Raw genomic sequence first — 17,229 nt, 5'->3', positions numbered from 1 at the left:
TGTCCTAATCGGGAACAGGGTATCTCGACTTGCGTGCTGAAAAAAATGAATTGATTTTATCATAACGATCAAAAAATACTGCCACCATGCAGATCAAAGCTTTTGAAACTTTTCTATGCGTTGCAGAGACGGGAGGGTTTCACGCAGCAGCGCGCAAGCTGAATGTGACCCAAACGGCTGTCAGCGCGCGCATACGGCAGATCGAGGACGCCACCGGAAAGCCCCTTTTCACTCGCGGTGCCGGAGGCACGGCACTCACAGACTTCGGCCGCCAATTTCGCCCTTACGCCGAGCAGATGCTCTCACTTTGGTCCTATGCGTCGACTGATTTGCCCACACAAAACCAGAATCGTCCGGCACTGAGGCTGGGGGCGCAGCTCAGCGTTTGGGACCCCTTGCTGGTCGATCTCGCCATACGTTTCGAACAGCATCTTGGCCAATTGCTGCTGACGCTGAACTATGATCATGATCTGGATATGATGGACGCGGTCGCAACACATGTGCTGGACGCCGCGCTGACCCACGAAAAGCCCTCAGACCGTCGGGTCATGTTTGAAACCCTTCCACCAGAGCGATTGGTTCTGGTCGAAACCGCAGAGGCTTTGGTCGACAACTCGGTCTTCGTCAATCTCGAACTTGGCGCCGCTTATCAGGACCATGTGCGGACTACGGCCCGCAAGGCAGAGGGGCAGACGGTCTTTCTGGGGAATTGTATGATGGCCCTGCGCTATGTCCTCAAACGAGGGGGACGTGGGTTTTTTCCCGCCTATTTGGCCGCAGAGCATATTCGCTCTGGCGCGCTGGTGCGAGTTGCTCAGAGCCCGGACCTGATGTTGCCGCTCTATCTCGTAACCCGCCCGGACAGCGCTGCGTTCGAGGATATTCTAGACTGCCTGCATGGTCTGCGAGACCCTGCCTAGACAGCGACCTCGGCCCTGGAACGGCGCCAGATTGGGCGCCCTGCAACCGCCAAGAACAGGCACGAGATCAGGATACCAATGACCGCCGGTGCATAGAGAAAAATCCAAAGACCCGGCTCATCTATCACGAACGGAGAGACAAATCCCCGAACGCCTTCCAGCAGAACCAGAATGGTAAACGCCCCCAGAATCTGCGGCCACAACCCGAACCGCGAGAAACTGCCCAGCATCAGGGTGGCATATCCGACCAACCCAACTGCCACGCAAATCGCGATCCACGAGAATCGCTGGTGCAACTCATCAGTCAGTTCACCCGGGCTGAACCCTTCGGCGCTGGCGATCGCCTCGCGGTCCCGGATCAATTCCATTGTGGGGATCGCTTCAAGGCTGCGGGTATTCATACCGCCGGTACTGGTCAGCGCCGAGATATCGTAAGAGGCGTCCTGAAACAGGGTCGATGACAGGGTGCGCCCGTCCTTGTCCAGACGCAGCGCCACCCCATCCAGCATGACAAGGTTGATGCCCGCCGCATTGTTCACCAGATACGCTGTTGAACTTGAATAGCTGACAGAATTCGCCGGGTCCCGCCGGTCTGAGACAAAGACCTCATGCAGGGTTCCGTCCAAATCAATCCGACCGATATAGACCGTGACACCGTCGGCGGGGTGCAGAAACTCACCTTCGTTCAGCAATTGGGCGGTCACGTCACCTGCAACTTCGGCCTGTCGGATTTCGAGCTGCTCGACCGAGGCAGGACGCAGGAAAACGCTGATCGCCGCCATCATCATCCCTGTGACAAGACCGAACAGCACCACAGCCCGGGCCAGACGCCATGGGCTGGAGCCAGTCGCCAGCATAACCGTCATCTCACTTTCCCGGCTGAGGCGGTTCGTGGCGTAAACGGCCGCAGCGAATACAGCCATCGGCATCACTGTCCGGATCAGGGTCGGAAGCGTCAGAGCGGTGAATTCGAGGAAAACAACCGCCGACTGGCCGCCGCTGATCACCCGGTCAAACAGGCTGACAGAGCGCGTGATCCAGAAAACGCCGACCAGAACCAGAGTGAAAAAGCCGAACAGCACCAGCAACTGCCGCAGGAAGTAACCATCGAAACGCGACATGTACCCTCATTCCCGGTGTCTGCGATTTGCGGGGACTTTAGGCTATCCCGCAGGCAGAGGAAAGACGGTCGCCGCCCGGCTTTGAGATCGGTTGGCGTTTCAGATAACCAACAGATCGACCTGATGTTCGATCTCCGCAAACTCGTCCCGCGATACAGAGTGAAAGCCCCCAGCATGACGATAAACGCCCCGATAGTTGTCAAATAGCAGGTCACAAAGCTCTTGCTGGGTGCTGTGCTGTCCGTCCAGGGTGTACTCCAGAAATATGGGTGGCCTGAAATCTGCGATGAGTTGCATCATCCCCTTCAGAGCAGATAACTCATGGCCCTCAACATCCATCCAGACCAGCCCAATTTGATCAGCCTTGAGGGTGTCCGACTGCACCAGATCGTCAATCCGAACGATCTCGACTGACAAACTCTCTCGGGTTTTGCCGCTTGTGCGTTTGGCCCCCAGACGTGAGCCACCTCGGTTGAACAGATCTCGCGCAAATTCCGCCGTTCCATTCGTGTCCGAGGCCGCGACGCCCAAAATCTCCACTTTGTCTGTCAGCCCATTCAACGCAAGATTGTGACGCAGCAGGTTCATATTGTCCGGGTCCGGCTCGATCGCCACGACGGTGTCACACTGGAGATCGAGGAAGAAATAGACGGTTTGGGTGCCAATATTGGCCCCAACCTCCAGAACGGACATGCCGGGCTTATAGGCATTGTTCTGTTTAAGAAACACCCGCAGATCCCTGACCGAGCCGCGGGCGAACTCACCAGTTTCGCAAAGCGAACGTCCGATGGCATCCGTTGGAAAGAAAGTAAAGGCATGATCGCCCAAGTCTCGAAACAACAGAGTACCCTGATCAAGCAACTCATTCATGACGGCGCGCCGGGTTTTACCGTTGCCCAGAACGCATGAGGCAATCTTTTCGGCAATCAGGCTTCGCAATCCCATTCGACGCCTTTGAACACAAATCAAATGTCGCTTTTGGCGCATCTCCTCGAATTCGCCGTTCAGCAACACAGGCATCGATTTTATGCGAAACATGGTGCATTTGCGCCCTATCGGGCTAGACAGGTTTTCGGCAGGCTTAAATTCGCCAAGTGTCAGAGCCCTCATCGCCTGCTTGCGGCTGTTCCATTTCCAGCAATGTCGTTTGAAACAGGCTCCGGAACTCGGCCTCTTTCACCGTGGATTCGCTTGTTTCTTCATCTGCAGCACAGGTCTCTTCGGACCGAGGCTGCGTCAGTTGTGCCGCTGGCCAGCGGGAGTCACTAAAGATCGACCAAAAACTCTGTATCAAATTCCTTTCCTCCCAATGAACTGCGCAAACCTTGTCACTGCGGGGCCGATCCGAACCTCAGTGGTTGGCCAAAGCTCAAGGATCACAGTCCGTGAGTGGCACCCCGCAGCGACGAGGTGCATTTAGGGATTTCATTTTGAGACGTAAGGGGGAAGAAAACCCCTGTTTTCGTCACTTTTGTGCATGCAAAGTAAAAAATTGAGCCGCATCTTACGTTTACGTCAACTACGCCGAAGCGGAAGAAATTTCGGGACGCTACGTCAAATCTCTACCCACTGCGCAATATGGCCGCCGCTCAAACTGCCCCTGAGGAACCTCGAAGGGAAATTCGCACGGCGAAAATAGGATTCGACGCAGCCGCAAAAGCGAATATTCAAGTTTTGGGAAGTTTTGAATGGCAGGGGCAGCAGGGTTCGAACCCGCGACCTACGGTTTTGGAGACCGTCGCTCTACCAACTGAGCTATACCCCTAGGCTGAGCCTCAGATATGCCAGCCGCGCGGCGGACTCAAGAGGCTTTTTCAGTTTCTCGACCACTTCTCGACAAGACAAACAAGTTGCACGCGGCGTTGAGTTCTATAAGACACATTTTGGCCAATATGAGGGACCCATCCGTGAGTATCCGCAAAAAGATCGCCGACAGCGAAGCCGTGTTAAACTGGGCGGCGCGTCGTATTGCGAGCTATATTCGGATGGTCAACCGTAACACCAAATGGCAGCGCATCGGCTATGAGGAACTAGACCAGCTGGCCGAACAGGGCGAACCGGTCATCGTTGTTCTGTGGCATCAGCGGCTGGCGCAATCCCCTTATTTCTTCCCGCTGGATAAGGCGCAAATCTGCTCGATCACGTCCTCGGCGCGGGCGGGCAGCATGGTGGGTCGCGTGCAAAAGCTGTTCGGCATGGACACGATCGCTATGGCCAGCAAACACAAAAGCAACGTCGCCGTGTCGCGTGAAGTTCTGGGCAAAATGAAGCAGGGGATATCCATTGGTATTGCCGCCGACGGACCCCGCGGGCCGGAGCGGGTTCTGTCGACCGTGCCTTTGGTCTGGGCGCGCACATCCAGCAAACGGGTGTTCGGAATCACCTTCTCGGCCCGTCACGGCAGCGAGGCCGGTACATGGGACCGCTTGTTTATGCCCCGCCCCTGGCGCAATGAAGGCGTGTTTCTGTGCCGCGAATGGACCGAGACCGTGCCTCGCAAAGCCAGTGAAGAGCAGATCGAAACCCTGCGCCAAAGCCTTGAGCAGCACATGAACGACATCACGGCCGAGGCCGACCGGATGGTCGGGCGCGAACCGTGGTCACCTAAGCCCTAGCCACCGCGCAGCCTCTGCATCAGATAGACTTCGCTGCCTTCCGGGATTGGTTCCGTCAGGCCCGTTGCAATCACGCGCCCGTTAATCGCGATTGAGACGCCCGCATCAATAGGGGCCTGCAATTGTGGATGCGCGCGCACAAGGGCGCGCAGCAACTCTCCGGTTGTTTTGGCCTCGACCTCGACGACGGCCAAGCCCCCGGTCAAAGACCGGAGGCCGGACCAGAGGTGAACCTCAACCATTGCCTTTGAGCGCGGCCAGAATGCGCGGAGGCGACATCGGCAGTTGCTTCATCCGCACACCCGCCGCGTTGGAAACCGCGTTGGCGATGGCGGCAAGAGGCGGCACGATGCCGGTTTCCCCCACACCGCGCACCCCAAACGGGTGACCGGGATTGGGCACTTCGACAATCACCGTGTCGATCATCGGCAGGTCGCTGGCAACGGGGATCCGGTAGTCGAGGAAGATCGAGTTCTGCAACCGCCCGTCCTCGCCGTAGATATATTCCTCGTTCAGCGCCCAGCCGATGCCTTGTGCTGCGCCGCCCTGGAATTGGCCCTCGACATAGGTCGGGTGGATCGCCTTGCCAGCGTCCTGAATGACCGTGTAGCGTGTCACGCTGGTTTTGCCGGTTTCCGGGTCGACCTCGGCATCGACGATGTGGGTGCCAAAGGACACGCCTGCGCCTTCCGGAGTTGCCTCGAAATGGCCCGAGATCGGACCGCCAGTGCGCCCCATATCTGCCGTGATGTCGGACAGGGCCAGCGGGTCGAAATCGCCTGCATTGGGGCCTGAGGGCACGGCGCAGCCGTCCTCCCACTTCACCGCCTCAACCGGGATACCCCACTTGGCTGCTGCGCGTTCACATAGTTTCTCAACCGCGTGTTTGGCCGCTTTGATGGTCGCCAGACCTGACGCGTAGGTTACGCGCGAGCCATGTGAGACGTCGTTATAGCCCAGCGTTGCGGTGTCGGCGATGGTGACGCGGATGTTCTCGTAAGGAATGCCCAGAACCTCGGCCGCCATCAGCGCCATCGACGCGCGAGAGCCGCCGATATCCGGCGTTCCCACCATCAGCTGGGCCGATCCATCTTCGGACAGGGCCAGGGATACTGAGGTCTCACCGCCGTGGTTGAACCAGAAGCCACAGGAAATCCCGCGCCCCTGTCCCGGCTTCAGCGGTGCCGAATAGTGCGGATGGGCCTTGGCGGCCTCCAGCGTTTCGACCAGACCAATACGTTCGTAGGTCGGGCCATAGCTGGCCTTGGTCCCTTCATGAGCGGCGTTTTTCAGGCGGACATCAACGGGGTCGAGACCCAACTTGTTGCACAGCTCATTAATCACCGACTCAACCGCAAAGGCACCCATGGGGGCGCCTGGCGCGCGGTAAGCGGCCTGTTTCGGACGGTTCGACATCACGTCATAGCCGATCTGCTTGACGTTGGTCAGGTTGTACGGCGCGAAGGCGCACATGGCAGTCATATCGCCCGGCGCACCGGGGAAGGCCCCACCCTGCAGGCGGAACACACCTTGTGCGGCCGAGATGGTCCCGTCCTTCTTCATACCGATCTTGACGTCCATCGACGCCGAGGCGGTCGGGCCTGTTGCCCGGAACACCTCGGACCGGGTCATAACGATCTTGACCGGACGGTTGGCTTTGCGGCTCAGCGCCAGTGCAACGGGTTCGATGAAGACAGTGGTCTTGCCTCCGAAACCGCCACCAATCTCGGACGCGGTGACGCGCAGTTGCGAGGTCTCGATCCCTAGCAGCGCGGCGCAGGTCTTTTGCGCGATCCAGTGGCCTTGCGTGGTGCACCACAGCTCACCCTTGCCGTCATTGCCCAGCATGCCAAGACAGGCGTGCGGTTCGATATAGCCCTGATGGGTCGCCTCAGTAACAAAGCTGTCTTCGATCACCAGATCCGCTTCGGCAAACCCGGCCTCGACATCTCCGTGGCCGCTTTCGTGGTAACGTACGACGTTCGGGTGCAGCCCTTCGGGCACCGAATAGTCCGCTGCGCCTTCCCGAATGACCGGCGCATCCGAAGCCATCGCTTTGTCCACGTCGGTCACGTGGGGCAGAACTTCGTATTCGACCTCGATCAGTTTGAGCGCATCCCGCGCTGCTAGGGCCGACGTGGCTGCAACCGCAGCGACAGCGTGACCATCATAGAGTGCCTTTTCGCCCGCCATGACGTTTTCCAGCACGTTCCAGAACTCGCCCTCGAGACCCGGTTTGAACGGGACATCGGCAAAGTCCGCGCGGGTGACGACGGCTTTGACGTCCTTATGCGCCTCGGCCTTTGAGGTGTCGATCTTCACGATCCGTGCGTGGGCATGGGGCGAGCGCAGAACCGCACCGTGCAACATGCCGGGCGCATAGGCATCAGCCCCGAATTTGGCGCGGCCAGTGACCTTGTCCAAGCCATCCGGGCGATCCGGACGCGTGCCAACGAAAGTGAATACAGATTTACGATCGTCGAGTGCCATTACGAAGCCTCCCGCAGCTCTTCCGCCGTTTCCATCACGGCGCGAATGATCTTGTCATAGCCGGTGCAGCGGCAGAGATTGCCTGCCAGCCAGTACCGGGTTTCCTCTTCGGTCGGGTTGGGGTTCTTTTCCAGCAGCGACTTGGCCGCCACCAGAATGCCCGGGGTGCAGATGCCGCACTGAAGCGCCGCGTGTTCGATGAACTTCTTCTGCAGCGGGTGCAGAACGTCGCCATCCGCGATGCCTTCGACGGTTTCGATGGTCTTGCCCTCGGCCTCAACACCCAGCATCAGGCAGGAACAGACCAGACGGCCATCGACAGTGACGGAACATGCGCCGCAATCGCCGGTGCCGCAGCCCTCTTTTGCGCCGGTCAGGTTCAGCTTGTCGCGCAGACAGTCCAGCAGGGTTTCGCGCGGGTCGCAGAGATATTCCACCGCGTCCCCGTTCACGGTGGTGGATACGTGGAGCTTGCTCATGAGTCTTCTCCCTTCGCGCGGGCATAGGCGATTTTCGCGGCGCGCTTGGCGAGCACGCCAGCGACCTCGGTGCGGAATTCGATTGTGCCGCGTTTGTCGTCAATCGGGTTGCAGGCCGCCGAAGCGGCCGCGGCCAACGCATCCAGCGCGGCGTCGTCCAGCGCGCTACCGACGATGGCCTTGGCGCAGTCTTCAACCAGCAAAACGGTCGGAGCGACAGCGCCCAGAGACACGCGTGCCTCGGTGATCACGTCGCCGTCCAGACGCAGGCTGACACCCACGCCGACCACAGCGATGTCCATTTCGGTGCGCGGAATGAAGCGCAGATAAGCGTCGCCCGCATTTTCGCCCCGCGCGGGGATTTTGACGGCTGAAACCACTTCACCCTTCGCCAGCGAGGTCTTGCCGGGTCCGGTGGGGATGTCTTCGACCGCCACCTCGCGCGCGCCATCCGGGCCGGTCACAGTAACCGTCACACCCGCCGCAACCATCGCGGGCACCGAATCCGCCGCCGGCGAGCCGTTGCACAGGTTGCCCGTCAGTGTCGCGCGGCCCTGCACCTGAGTCGATCCGATCAGGTCCATCGCCTCGACCACACCGGGCCAGTCGCGGCCCAGCTCAGAATGCTCGCTCATTTCTGCGCCGGTGACAGCGACGCCAAGCGTCCAGCTGCCATCGTCGTTCTGAGCAATCTGACGCACACCGTTGATTTTCTTGATGTCGATCAGCGTATCGGGCGTCACCAATTCCGAGCGCAGCTGCACCAACACATCGGTGCCGCCTGCCAGAAACCGTGTAATGCCCGTCGCGTTTGCAGCCAGAGCCGACGCCTCGGCAAAGCTGGCGGGGCTGTGATAATCCATGAAAATACCTCGTACCTGTCAATCAGGATTCACTGGGTTCAGGGGGGACGTTAGTGCAGCAGCCCCCCGGCGTCCATGGCCGGAGCGACCAATTTTTCCACAACTTCATGTCGTTTTTCGACCTCGGGTCAGAGGTCGATCTCGATCACGCCATCCGGTTGCGCGGCGCGGCTTTGGCACAAAATGATAGCGCTCTCTCGTTGTTTGTTGGACAGGACGAAATCGCGATGTTCGATTTCGCCCGAAACAACACCGCATTTGCAGACGCCACAGATGCCATCGGCGCATTTCACATCCACGTGAATACCTGCCTCGTTCAGCACCTGCGCGGCGTCCTTGTCTTCCGGCACGGTCAGTTCTTGGCCAGATTTCGCCAGCTTCAAGGTGAATGGGAAGTTTTCATACTCCGGTTGCTCGGGGACCGAGAAATACTCCAGATGCCGCGCTTTATCCGGGAAACCTTGCCGCTCGGCCGCTTGCATGACGCCATCCATAAAACGATCGGGCCCGCAGGTATAGACGTGCCAGCCGTCCTGATAGCCTGAGAGAACTGCATCCAGATCGGCCCGCGTGCCTTCATCCGAGAAATGGTAATGAACGTGATCTGCCCAGGGCATCGCGGCCAGGTCATGCAGATACCCGGCGCTGGCACGGGTACTGGCCGAGTAGTGCAGCTCGAACGGTTTGCCCAGCGCGTGCAGTCGATGGGCGAAGGCGATCATCGGAGTGATGCCGATCCCGCCACCCATCAGGAAGGTTTTGGTCGCGGTCTCATCCAGCTCGAAATGGTTGATCGGTTTCGAGATGAAAACCTTGCGGCCTTTGTTGAAGATGCGATGCAGCAGAGCCGAACCACCGCGTCCCTCATCCTCACGCAAGACACCGATCTGATAGGTTGCCCGATCCGAGGGGTCACCGGACATCGAATACTGACGCAGAAACTCGGGCGCGACCAAAACGTCCAGATGCGCGCCCGCGGTCCATTCGGGTAAAGGAGAGCCGTCCAGCGTCGAGAACTCATACTTGGTCACATCAGCCGTCATCTTGTCGACTTTGGTCAATTCGACCCGCATGACCGGCGCATCGCCGGCGATCTCGTAGCGATGGACAACCGACATGTCGCCCGCCGCTTTGCGCGCCTTGTATTCCTCGGCGCTGACCATCGCCTCATAGGCGGCAATCCCCGCTTCGCGGTCCATGGCAAAGGGATAGGGCCACGGATGCGGAGCCAGATAGGCGGGGTAGACGGCCAGTGTCTGATCTTCGTATTTCAGATCCAGATCAGGCTGCAGGTCGCGCCTGTTCAGCGGATGCACCGAAGGGCGATAGGCGCCATCCGACTGCAGCTCGATATCCCACCACCATTTTTTGACGTCATTCAGGCCACCATTGCCCACCGCATCATCCAGTCTTGCCAGTGCCGGGGCGGCCTGAGGGATATTCATCGCCGCCCATCGGAAAGGGCGTTCTTTGAAAATCCCCTCAAGGTTCCACGGGCAGGTCTTCATGCAGCGCCCGCACATCGACCCTCCGGGCGTTGTCACGCGATAGGTCGCGCATTTCTGGCTGTCAGACTTCCAGATTTCATAGCCGTTGAACATCAACTTCGGTCCGGCGGTGATCGCGCCCGAAGGGCATTCGCGGGCACATTTGTTACAGCTTTCGCAGAAACTCTGCAGGCCGAAATCAATCGGCTTGTCATGGATCATGGGCATATCTGTCGTCACCGCGCCGGACTTCAGACGCGGGCCGAGATAGGGGTTCAGGATAACCTCGCCAATCCGGCTGACCTCGCCCAATCCCGACAACAGCAATAGCGGAGGTTGCAGCACCTCGCCATCCATAACCGTGTGGGCCTTGGCCTTGTAGCCGAGGTTGCGGATCTGCTGCGCGATCACGCCACCCAGCAGTGAAAACCGCAGATAGGCGCGCATGGATTGCGCAACGCTGATCCAATCGTCACCGCTTGCGCCCTCCATCGTCTCATAGCCCTGGTCGATGATCATGCTGATAGCCTGATCATGGGGCGGAGTGATCTCTTCCCCCGTCGCATCATGGGAATACCACGCCCAGTCCGGGCAACGGCTGAGGCCAACGGCATCGACCCCAAGGAAGTAACTGGCGGCCTTAATATTGGCGGCATTGCGCTCGGCCTCGGTCGGGGGTGAGACCCTTGTGCTTTCGCCATCCTGCAACAGAACAAACGCGCCCAGCGCCCGACGTTGCGCGAAACTGGGGGCTGATTTGCGCACGTAATATCCGCCCTTGGCGGCGTCCTGCAGGTGTTTGCCCATATCGCCGAACTGCGCCCGCGCGAACATGTCAGCGCGCTTGGGAACGCGCGCGACGTTCGCCTCATCAATATAGGTGGTGGGCGTCTCGACCCGCTTGAGCCGCTCAAACGGGTGCGCCCCGTCCACATAGCGGCGTTTGGCATAGGCGTCGCGGTTCAGAGCGTTCTTGGCGAACCCGGTGCCCAGCCACCACGCAGGGCCTTGGGTCCGGAACCAAGGTTGTTGCGCCATCGGTTGCAGGGGCTGATGGTGGGCAATCTCCATCTCGGTCGTGACAGCGGCCAGACCAAAACGACGCCCCAGCCATGGGGCAACAAGCGTGCCGTCTTCGACAGTGGCCAAACCGGCCGCGACCGCCAGCTTGCCCAGATCCACCTCGGTAGACATCGCCGTGTGTGCCCTCGCATCGAACCCCAACAACCGGATGTAATTGGCGATCACAACGGCATTCTCAGTCGCCAGCAGGCAAGCCCGGTGGTCCTGCGCATCCATGATCCACTCAGACCCCGGCTCGTCCGGGTTCGGATCGCGGTTGTGTTCATACAGGAACACCAGAACATGACGATGCGAGGCCATCGGACGCGGCGCGGCCTCCATGCTTTCCTTGAGATCGGCCATGATAACGTCGATCCCCGAGGCCAGCGTTTTGGTCTGGCGGGTTTTCAAAGCATGCGCCAGACGGTCGATATCGGGGTTGCGGCGCGGCTGATCCAACAGCGCCTCGGGCGCCAGCGGCCCGCAGCCCATCATCGAGGCATCGTTGAAATACCCAAACGCCTTGAGGTGATCTGCACGCGCCTGCGGGTCCTGCGGGATGTCCGAGGCGACAGGGTTCACCAGCCCATCCCGGATCGTGTCCAGCATAGCCTGAAACTCGCCCATTGCGTTCACGATACTCTCGGGCCAGTCAGGCCGGTGAAAACTAAGCTCGGGCATCGGGGCCAGCTGGGACAGGTCGGGCATCGCCTGCTGACGCGCCAGACGCTCCAGCGGGTACGACCCCATGTGAACGGGTCGGTTCTTGTCCGAGAAAAAGCGAAGTCCCATATGCGTGCCCCTTGTTTGCGACTGACCTAGCGCCCTCTCGACAGCAAAACCATTCATACTTAATCATAGATTGTATGAGCAAAATCGATTTCACTGATCTGGACGGCAAGGTCCTGCGCATCTTTCTGACGATACTCGAGGAAAGCTCGGTCTCGAAAGCGGCGGATCGGCTGGGGGTCACACAATCCGCCATCAGCCACACATTGGCCAAGCTACGGCAGGTGCTGGGCGATCCGCTATTCGTACGATCCGGCCAGGGCCTAACACCGACCGAACGCGCGCTGGCCTTGCAAGAGCCGGTCCGCAACGTGCTGGATGGTATGCGCGCGCTGACGGATGAACGCCCCTTTGATCCCCTGTCAGAGCAGATGGAAATCCGCATCGCCACCAACGACATGCCGCGAGAGCTGCTCTTTCCCGACCTTCTACGCGCGACCCGTGCCGAGGGTATTAAGCTGCAGTTGGAATTCATCTCATCCGGCGTACCGGGGCCGGACCTGCTGCGCAGCGACCGGTGCCAGCTGATGCTGACGCCGCTGCCGCCGGACGGGCCAGACATCTTTCAGAAACGGCTGATCTCAAGCCCTTTGATGGTGTTTTACGACAGCAGCCAACGCACCGCGCCCGAGACGTGGGAGGCCTACTGCCAAAGCGAACATGTCGAGGTTCGCTTTCCTGACGGCCGGAATGCGCGCGCTGTGATGCGCGGCGTGGATCAAAGCCAGATCCGTCCGCCAACCGTCGTGCTGCCGCATTTCAACGCCATCCCGTCTTTCATAGCGGGCAGCCCGCTGATTTCCACCGACACGGCGATGATGAAAAACGGACCACTGGCAGCGCTGGATTGCGCGACCTTGCCGTTCGACTGCGAGCCGGTTTCTATCTACATGGTCTGGCACCAGCGCTCGGCCAATGACCCGGCCCATCGCTGGCTGCGCGACCGGATCGAAACCCTCGCCAGCACTATTCAGGCCGAGACCTGAAGGAGCGCCTAGCCTGTCGCCAGAGCCCTTTGATCCTCGCGCCCCATGGCTACAAGAATGGGCGAGCCCTCTTGCCGCGCCGCGAATGAGGTCTTGTCGGTCATGCCGCTCCACCCTGCCATGGTCAGAGACTGCGCCACCGCACCACCCAGTGTCGCCCCCGGCCCCGTCACGATGAACAGGTCGGGTGCGAACTCTCGCGCGGCGGTTTGAATGGCGTGGGTGAAATCGTAGGGCTCGGTCACCTGATGGCCCAGCGTATAGTCCCACAGCGCCTCGGTATCGGTGGCGCCCGGCCACCAGATCTTGCCACGCCCGTCGATCATCGGGTGACGGGGCTGGCCGAACATATCGGGTTTCAGCCGCGCCCGACCTTCGGCGGCAATCGGAGCCTGCAGAGATGTATGGAACGCCGCATGGTTCGGCAGCCGCATGGGAAAGCGGTCCTGAACGGTGGGATGAGATGCCTCGAACGCTGCGAGACCGGCCTCATTCCCGGCCAGCACCAGCATACCGCCCAGATCAATCGACAGCGCCAGATCCTGCCCCTCGACCGCGTTGATGTCAGAGACGTCCTGCAACAACGCCTGCTTCTGGTTCGCGCTGTCGATCCAACTGTCATCGGTGAAGGGATAGACCAACTGCCCCCCGATCAGATGTTCCTGCATCAGAGTGCCCATGGTGTTCACAACGCGGAACCCGTTCTCAGCGCTCAGTGCGCCAGCGGCGGCCAGCGCGATATACCAACCCATCGAGTTGCCCGTCACGGCCACCACCTCGATATCATCCGCCAGCGACTGCGCATCCGCCAGCGCGGCCGCATAAATCAGAGGCGAGGCTACATCGCCGCGCGAATAGGTACTGACCGCAAAGCGCGCGGCCCCGTCCAGAGCGGTTACCCCCTCTTGTCCGGCCTCGGCTCGCAGGGTGTCAAAGCGCTGGAACATCGGCATCTTGTCCGCGTGGTGACGGTGCAGATAGCCCAGCTCGGGCTTGTTATAGGTGCCCCGACCGGGGCAGATCACGACAGCTGTTCGGGTCATTTCTGCGCTCCGGTCACGGTCAAGGCGGCAGCGACGATACCGTCTTTCGATGGCAAAGGCGCGGCATAGGCCGGGCCGGTCGCGATAAAACAATCCTCTGCCACAACGCGGGAGATTGGCATCTGGGCGCTTTCTTCGCGGAAGAGGGTCATCAGCGCCTCGGACTGGCTACCTGTGCGGCGGCATTCATCCACGATCAGAACGTGCTTGCAGTCTTTGGTCGCCTTCAGCAGCGCCTCGGCCGGTAGTGGGGCCAACCAGCGCAAATCGACGATTCGGGCATTCACACCAGCCGCCTGCAGCTCAGGCAGCGCCTGACGCGACAGGTAGTGGCCGTTGCCGTAGGTCACGATGGCCAGATCGGTGCCGTCGCCATGGATGCCAACCTCGCCCAGCGCAATCCGCCGGTCGGGCGAGGGGTAGGTAGTCATCCAACCCCCGTCCTGCGCCGCATTCAGATCCCGCATGGGATAGAGCGCAATCGGTTCGAGGAACACAACGACCCGCTGCTCTTCTCGTGCCAGCCGCACGCATTCGCGCAGCATCTGCGCCGCGTCCTCCCCGGTCGAGGGGCAGGCAATGATCACACCCGGAATATCGCGCAAAACGGCCAGAGAGTTGTCGTTGTGGAAATGCCCTCCAAAGCCTTTCTGATACCCAAGCCCCGCAATACGCAGCACCATCGGGTTTGTGAATTGCCCGTTCGAGAAAAAGGGCAAGGTGGCAGCCTCGCCGCGGATCTGATCCTCGGCATTGTGCAGATAGGCGAGGAATTGGATTTCGGGGATCGGCACAAACCCGTTGTGGCCCATGCCAATGGCAAGGCCGAGGATCGACTGCTCGTCCAGCAGGGTGTCGATCACACGGTCCTGTCCGAACCGCTGCTGCAGTTTCTGCGTCACGCCGTAGACACCGCCTTTGCGGCCCACATCCTCGCCCATACAGACGATCTCGCCATGTTCCAGCATCAGATCGGTCAGCGCCCAGTTGATCAGGCGGCTCATGGGCTGCGGGTCGGCCATTGCGCGCATGTCTCCCCCGAACGCCTTTGCCCGCGCATCCACGCTGGGGCCGTTCGTTGGCTTGCAGGTGCGTTTGGGCGGGATCAGGCTGGCCATGACATCCTGCGCGGTCGACAAATGCGGGCGCGTAGCAGCCTCGGCGGCCACACGATCCGTACGGGCGCAGCTGTCCTGGTAGATTTTCAGCGCCTCATCCGAAGCCAACGCCCCCGCCTGATCCAACAGGCGAACGGAATGGAGAAGCGGATCATTTGCCTCATCCGCCTCGACCTCGGCCTTGCTGAGATATGTAGTCGGCACATCCGCCCCGGCATGGCCATAGAGGCGTACGGTCCGCAGGTGCAGGAAGGCGGGCTTGCGGCGCGTGCGGACATAATGCGCGGCTTCCTGAGCTACGGCGTAGGTCTCGTAGATGTCCAGCCCATTGGCCTGAAAATACTTGATGCCTGGGCGATGCGCCATCGACGCCTCGATCCAGCCCTTCGGCGTTTTCACCGAGATCCCGATGCCGTTGTCCTCGCATACGAACAGCAAGGGCAGCGGCGTGGATTGCACGCTGGTCCAACCCGCCGTGTTGATCGCCCCTTGCGCGGTCGAATGGTTGGCTGAGGCGTCCCCGAAGGAACACATGGCGATGCCATCCTCGGGCAACACCCGATGCTCGGGGTCATGTCGCCGCGCGGCCCCTAGTGCATAGGCCGCACCAACCGCCTTGGGAAGATGGCTGGCAATGGTCGAGGTCTGAGGCGGGATCATCAGCGCCTTCGAGCCAAGAACCTTATGACGCCCGCCCGAGGTCGGGTCCTCTTTCGAGCACGCAAAGCTCAACAGCATATCCCAGGCAATCTGTTGGCCCGGTACCTGCTCGGCCCGAGCAATCTGGAACGCCGCATCGCGGTAGTGCAAAAAGGCGATATCCGTCGGGCGCAAAGCGTGGGCCACGGCAGCCATGCCTTCATGACCAGATGAGCCGATAGTATAGAACCCCTGCCCCGCCTTCTGCATCGCCCGGCTCGTGCGATCCAGCGCCCGGCTTAGGACTTGTGAACGATAGAGCGACACCGCACCTGCGTGGCACAGCCCGCCGACCGGGGGTGCGCCCTCGGGGAAATCCCGGTTTGCCACGCGGGACAGGAAATTCTCATGGACGATCTGCGCGCGATCCATATCTCGGCCTTTTCAAATAGTGCGGGGCTGTCCGCGGGTCTTGTTTTCGAACGGCGCGGGCGCGCACGTCACAGGCCAGTATATCCGGCTGGTGTCGGGAAAAAGCCAGTGATAATCAAACCCAAAGGTATGAGGAAATGTAATATGATCGCGCCCCGACGCTTTCTTCCGTCGATTTCATCCCTGCTCGCGCTCGAGGCCGTGGACAGGCTTGGCAGCGCGTCTGCGGCCGCAGAGGAGCTGTCACTGACGCAAAGCGCTATCAGCCGCCAGCTGAAAACGATGGAGGAGCAGCTGGGCATCGAACTAATCCAACGCACCCAAATGCGGCTGCACCTGACCCCGGCCGCACAAGAGTATGTCCAGACGGCCCGCACGGCCCTGCATCAACTGGCGCAGGCCTCGCTGAAACTGAAGGCCAACCCGACCGGAGGTTCCCTCAATCTGTCCATCCTGCCGGCATTCGGGATGCATTGGTTGGCCCCGCGCCTTCAGGACTTCGCGCGCAATCACCCTGAGGTTACAGTCAATCTGAACACAAGACTGCGACCCTTCGATTTCGAGACCGAGGCCTTCGACGCAGGTTTTCACTTTGGTCGCCAGAATTGGAGCGGTGTGAACTACCTGAAGATCATGACAGAGTATGTCGTGCCCGTCTGCGCCCCTGACCTTCTGCCCGACCAGAGCGATCAAATCGACTGGCTGGAACAGGCACCTCTATTGCACATGGAAACGCGCCCCGACGGGTGGGAGCGCTGGTTTGCCGCTCAGGACCATCCTGTCAGCGGATCGCGCGGGATGCTGTTCGATCAGTTTTCCACGATGATACAGGCCACGATCCATGGGTTAGGTGTTGGCTTGTTCCCAAGCTATCTCGTCGAAGAGCACCTCAAAACGGGCCGTCTTGCCTTGGCTTGGGACGGGCCAGAGGTCAGCTTGGGCGCGTACTATCTGGTATGGCCCAAGAACAGGATTGAGTCCGAACCGTTGAAGTCATTTCGAGCATGGCTCGAACGGCAGCTGAACCCGGAGATCACCTAGAGTTCTGAACAGGCCGCCACCCGAAAAACTGCGCGGCCTATGGCCTTGCGTCCTGCGGACGGCAGGGGGCCGGGGGGGGGGGGGGGGGGGCCCCCCCCCCCCCGCCCCGCCCCGCGGGCGGATGTGGGGGTGGAAACAAACAAC

General features: G+C 60.4%; 13 protein-coding genes and 1 tRNA gene. 4 read left to right on the top strand and 10 right to left on the bottom strand.

Annotated features, from left to right (window positions below):
* Window positions 1–86 precede the first annotated feature (86 nt).
* The gene (locus tag ACP15L_RS21335) at window positions 87–920 is read left to right on the top strand and encodes a LysR family transcriptional regulator (protein ID WP_425085692.1); all 834 of its coding nucleotides are present in this window, start codon (window positions 87–89) and stop codon (window positions 918–920) included.
* Here the strand turns inward: ACP15L_RS21335 and lptF are convergent.
* The 3 genes from lptF to ACP15L_RS21320 form a co-directional block, all read right to left on the bottom strand.
* Window positions 917–2,041, bottom strand: a complete 1,125-nt coding sequence (gene lptF, locus ACP15L_RS21330; protein WP_425085691.1) for an LPS export ABC transporter permease LptF — start codon at window positions 2,039–2,041, stop codon at window positions 917–919. The genes ACP15L_RS21335 and lptF overlap by 4 nt on opposite strands.
* Window positions 2,042–2,140: 99 nt before the next feature.
* Window positions 2,141–2,986, bottom strand: coding sequence for an FkbM family methyltransferase (locus ACP15L_RS21325; protein ID WP_425085690.1), 846 nt, complete (start codon window positions 2,984–2,986; stop codon window positions 2,141–2,143).
* A gap of 744 nt (window positions 2,987–3,730) precedes the next feature.
* Window positions 3,731–3,806, bottom strand: a tRNA-Trp gene (locus tag ACP15L_RS21320).
* A gap of 142 nt (window positions 3,807–3,948) precedes the next feature.
* Here ACP15L_RS21320 and ACP15L_RS21315 point away from each other — a divergent pair.
* On the top strand, window positions 3,949–4,656 hold the full coding sequence (locus tag ACP15L_RS21315; protein WP_425085689.1) for a lysophospholipid acyltransferase family protein: 708 nt from the start codon (window positions 3,949–3,951) through the stop codon (window positions 4,654–4,656).
* Here the strand turns inward: ACP15L_RS21315 and ACP15L_RS21310 are convergent.
* The 5 genes from ACP15L_RS21310 to ACP15L_RS21290 all read right to left on the bottom strand — a co-directional run bounded on the left by ACP15L_RS21310 (window position 4,653) and on the right by ACP15L_RS21290 (window position 11,829).
* The gene (locus ACP15L_RS21310; RefSeq protein WP_425085688.1) at window positions 4,653–4,898 is read right to left on the bottom strand and encodes a MoaD/ThiS family protein; all 246 of its coding nucleotides are present in this window, start codon (window positions 4,896–4,898) and stop codon (window positions 4,653–4,655) included. The genes ACP15L_RS21315 and ACP15L_RS21310 overlap by 4 nt on opposite strands.
* Window positions 4,891–7,146: a xanthine dehydrogenase family protein molybdopterin-binding subunit gene (locus ACP15L_RS21305; protein ID WP_425085687.1), complete on the bottom strand. Its 2,256-nt coding sequence runs from the start codon at window positions 7,144–7,146 to the stop codon at window positions 4,891–4,893. Before ACP15L_RS21305 ends, ACP15L_RS21310 begins: the two co-directional genes overlap by 8 nt.
* Window positions 7,146–7,625: a (2Fe-2S)-binding protein gene (locus ACP15L_RS21300; RefSeq protein ID WP_425085686.1), complete on the bottom strand. Its 480-nt coding sequence runs from the start codon at window positions 7,623–7,625 to the stop codon at window positions 7,146–7,148. The genes ACP15L_RS21305 and ACP15L_RS21300 overlap by 1 nt, the downstream gene beginning before the upstream one ends.
* Window positions 7,622–8,488, bottom strand: coding sequence for an FAD binding domain-containing protein (locus tag ACP15L_RS21295; RefSeq protein WP_425085685.1), 867 nt, complete (start codon window positions 8,486–8,488; stop codon window positions 7,622–7,624). The genes ACP15L_RS21300 and ACP15L_RS21295 overlap by 4 nt, the downstream gene beginning before the upstream one ends.
* 128 nt (window positions 8,489–8,616) lie before the next feature.
* Window positions 8,617–11,829, bottom strand: a complete 3,213-nt coding sequence (locus ACP15L_RS21290) for a reductive dehalogenase (protein WP_425085684.1) — start codon at window positions 11,827–11,829, stop codon at window positions 8,617–8,619.
* A 74-nt stretch (window positions 11,830–11,903) separates the two neighbouring features.
* Between ACP15L_RS21290 and ACP15L_RS21285 the strand changes: the two genes are divergently transcribed.
* On the top strand, window positions 11,904–12,812 hold the full coding sequence (locus ACP15L_RS21285) for a LysR family transcriptional regulator (RefSeq protein ID WP_425085683.1): 909 nt from the start codon (window positions 11,904–11,906) through the stop codon (window positions 12,810–12,812).
* An 8-nt stretch (window positions 12,813–12,820) separates the two neighbouring features.
* On the opposite strand, the gene ACP15L_RS21280 is transcribed toward ACP15L_RS21285, so the two are convergent.
* A complete protein-coding gene (locus ACP15L_RS21280) occupies window positions 12,821–13,855 on the bottom strand; it encodes an ACP S-malonyltransferase (protein ID WP_425085682.1) in 1,035 nt (344 codons plus the stop codon).
* Window positions 13,852–16,044, bottom strand: coding sequence for a dehydrogenase E1 component subunit alpha/beta (locus ACP15L_RS21275; RefSeq protein ID WP_425085681.1), 2,193 nt, complete (start codon window positions 16,042–16,044; stop codon window positions 13,852–13,854). The genes ACP15L_RS21280 and ACP15L_RS21275 overlap by 4 nt, the downstream gene beginning before the upstream one ends.
* A 144-nt stretch (window positions 16,045–16,188) precedes the next feature.
* Between ACP15L_RS21275 and ACP15L_RS21270 the strand changes: the two genes are divergently transcribed.
* Window positions 16,189–17,085: a LysR substrate-binding domain-containing protein gene (locus ACP15L_RS21270; protein WP_425085680.1), complete on the top strand. Its 897-nt coding sequence runs from the start codon at window positions 16,189–16,191 to the stop codon at window positions 17,083–17,085.
* Window positions 17,086–17,229 lie beyond the last annotated feature (144 nt).

It is taken from the genome of Ruegeria profundi, assembly GCF_049800715.1.
Classification (GTDB): Bacteria; Pseudomonadota; Alphaproteobacteria; order Rhodobacterales; family Rhodobacteraceae; genus Ruegeria; species Ruegeria profundi_A.
Note: the sequence above shows the minus strand (reverse complement) of the source record. Positions and strands in the feature narration are given on the sequence as shown.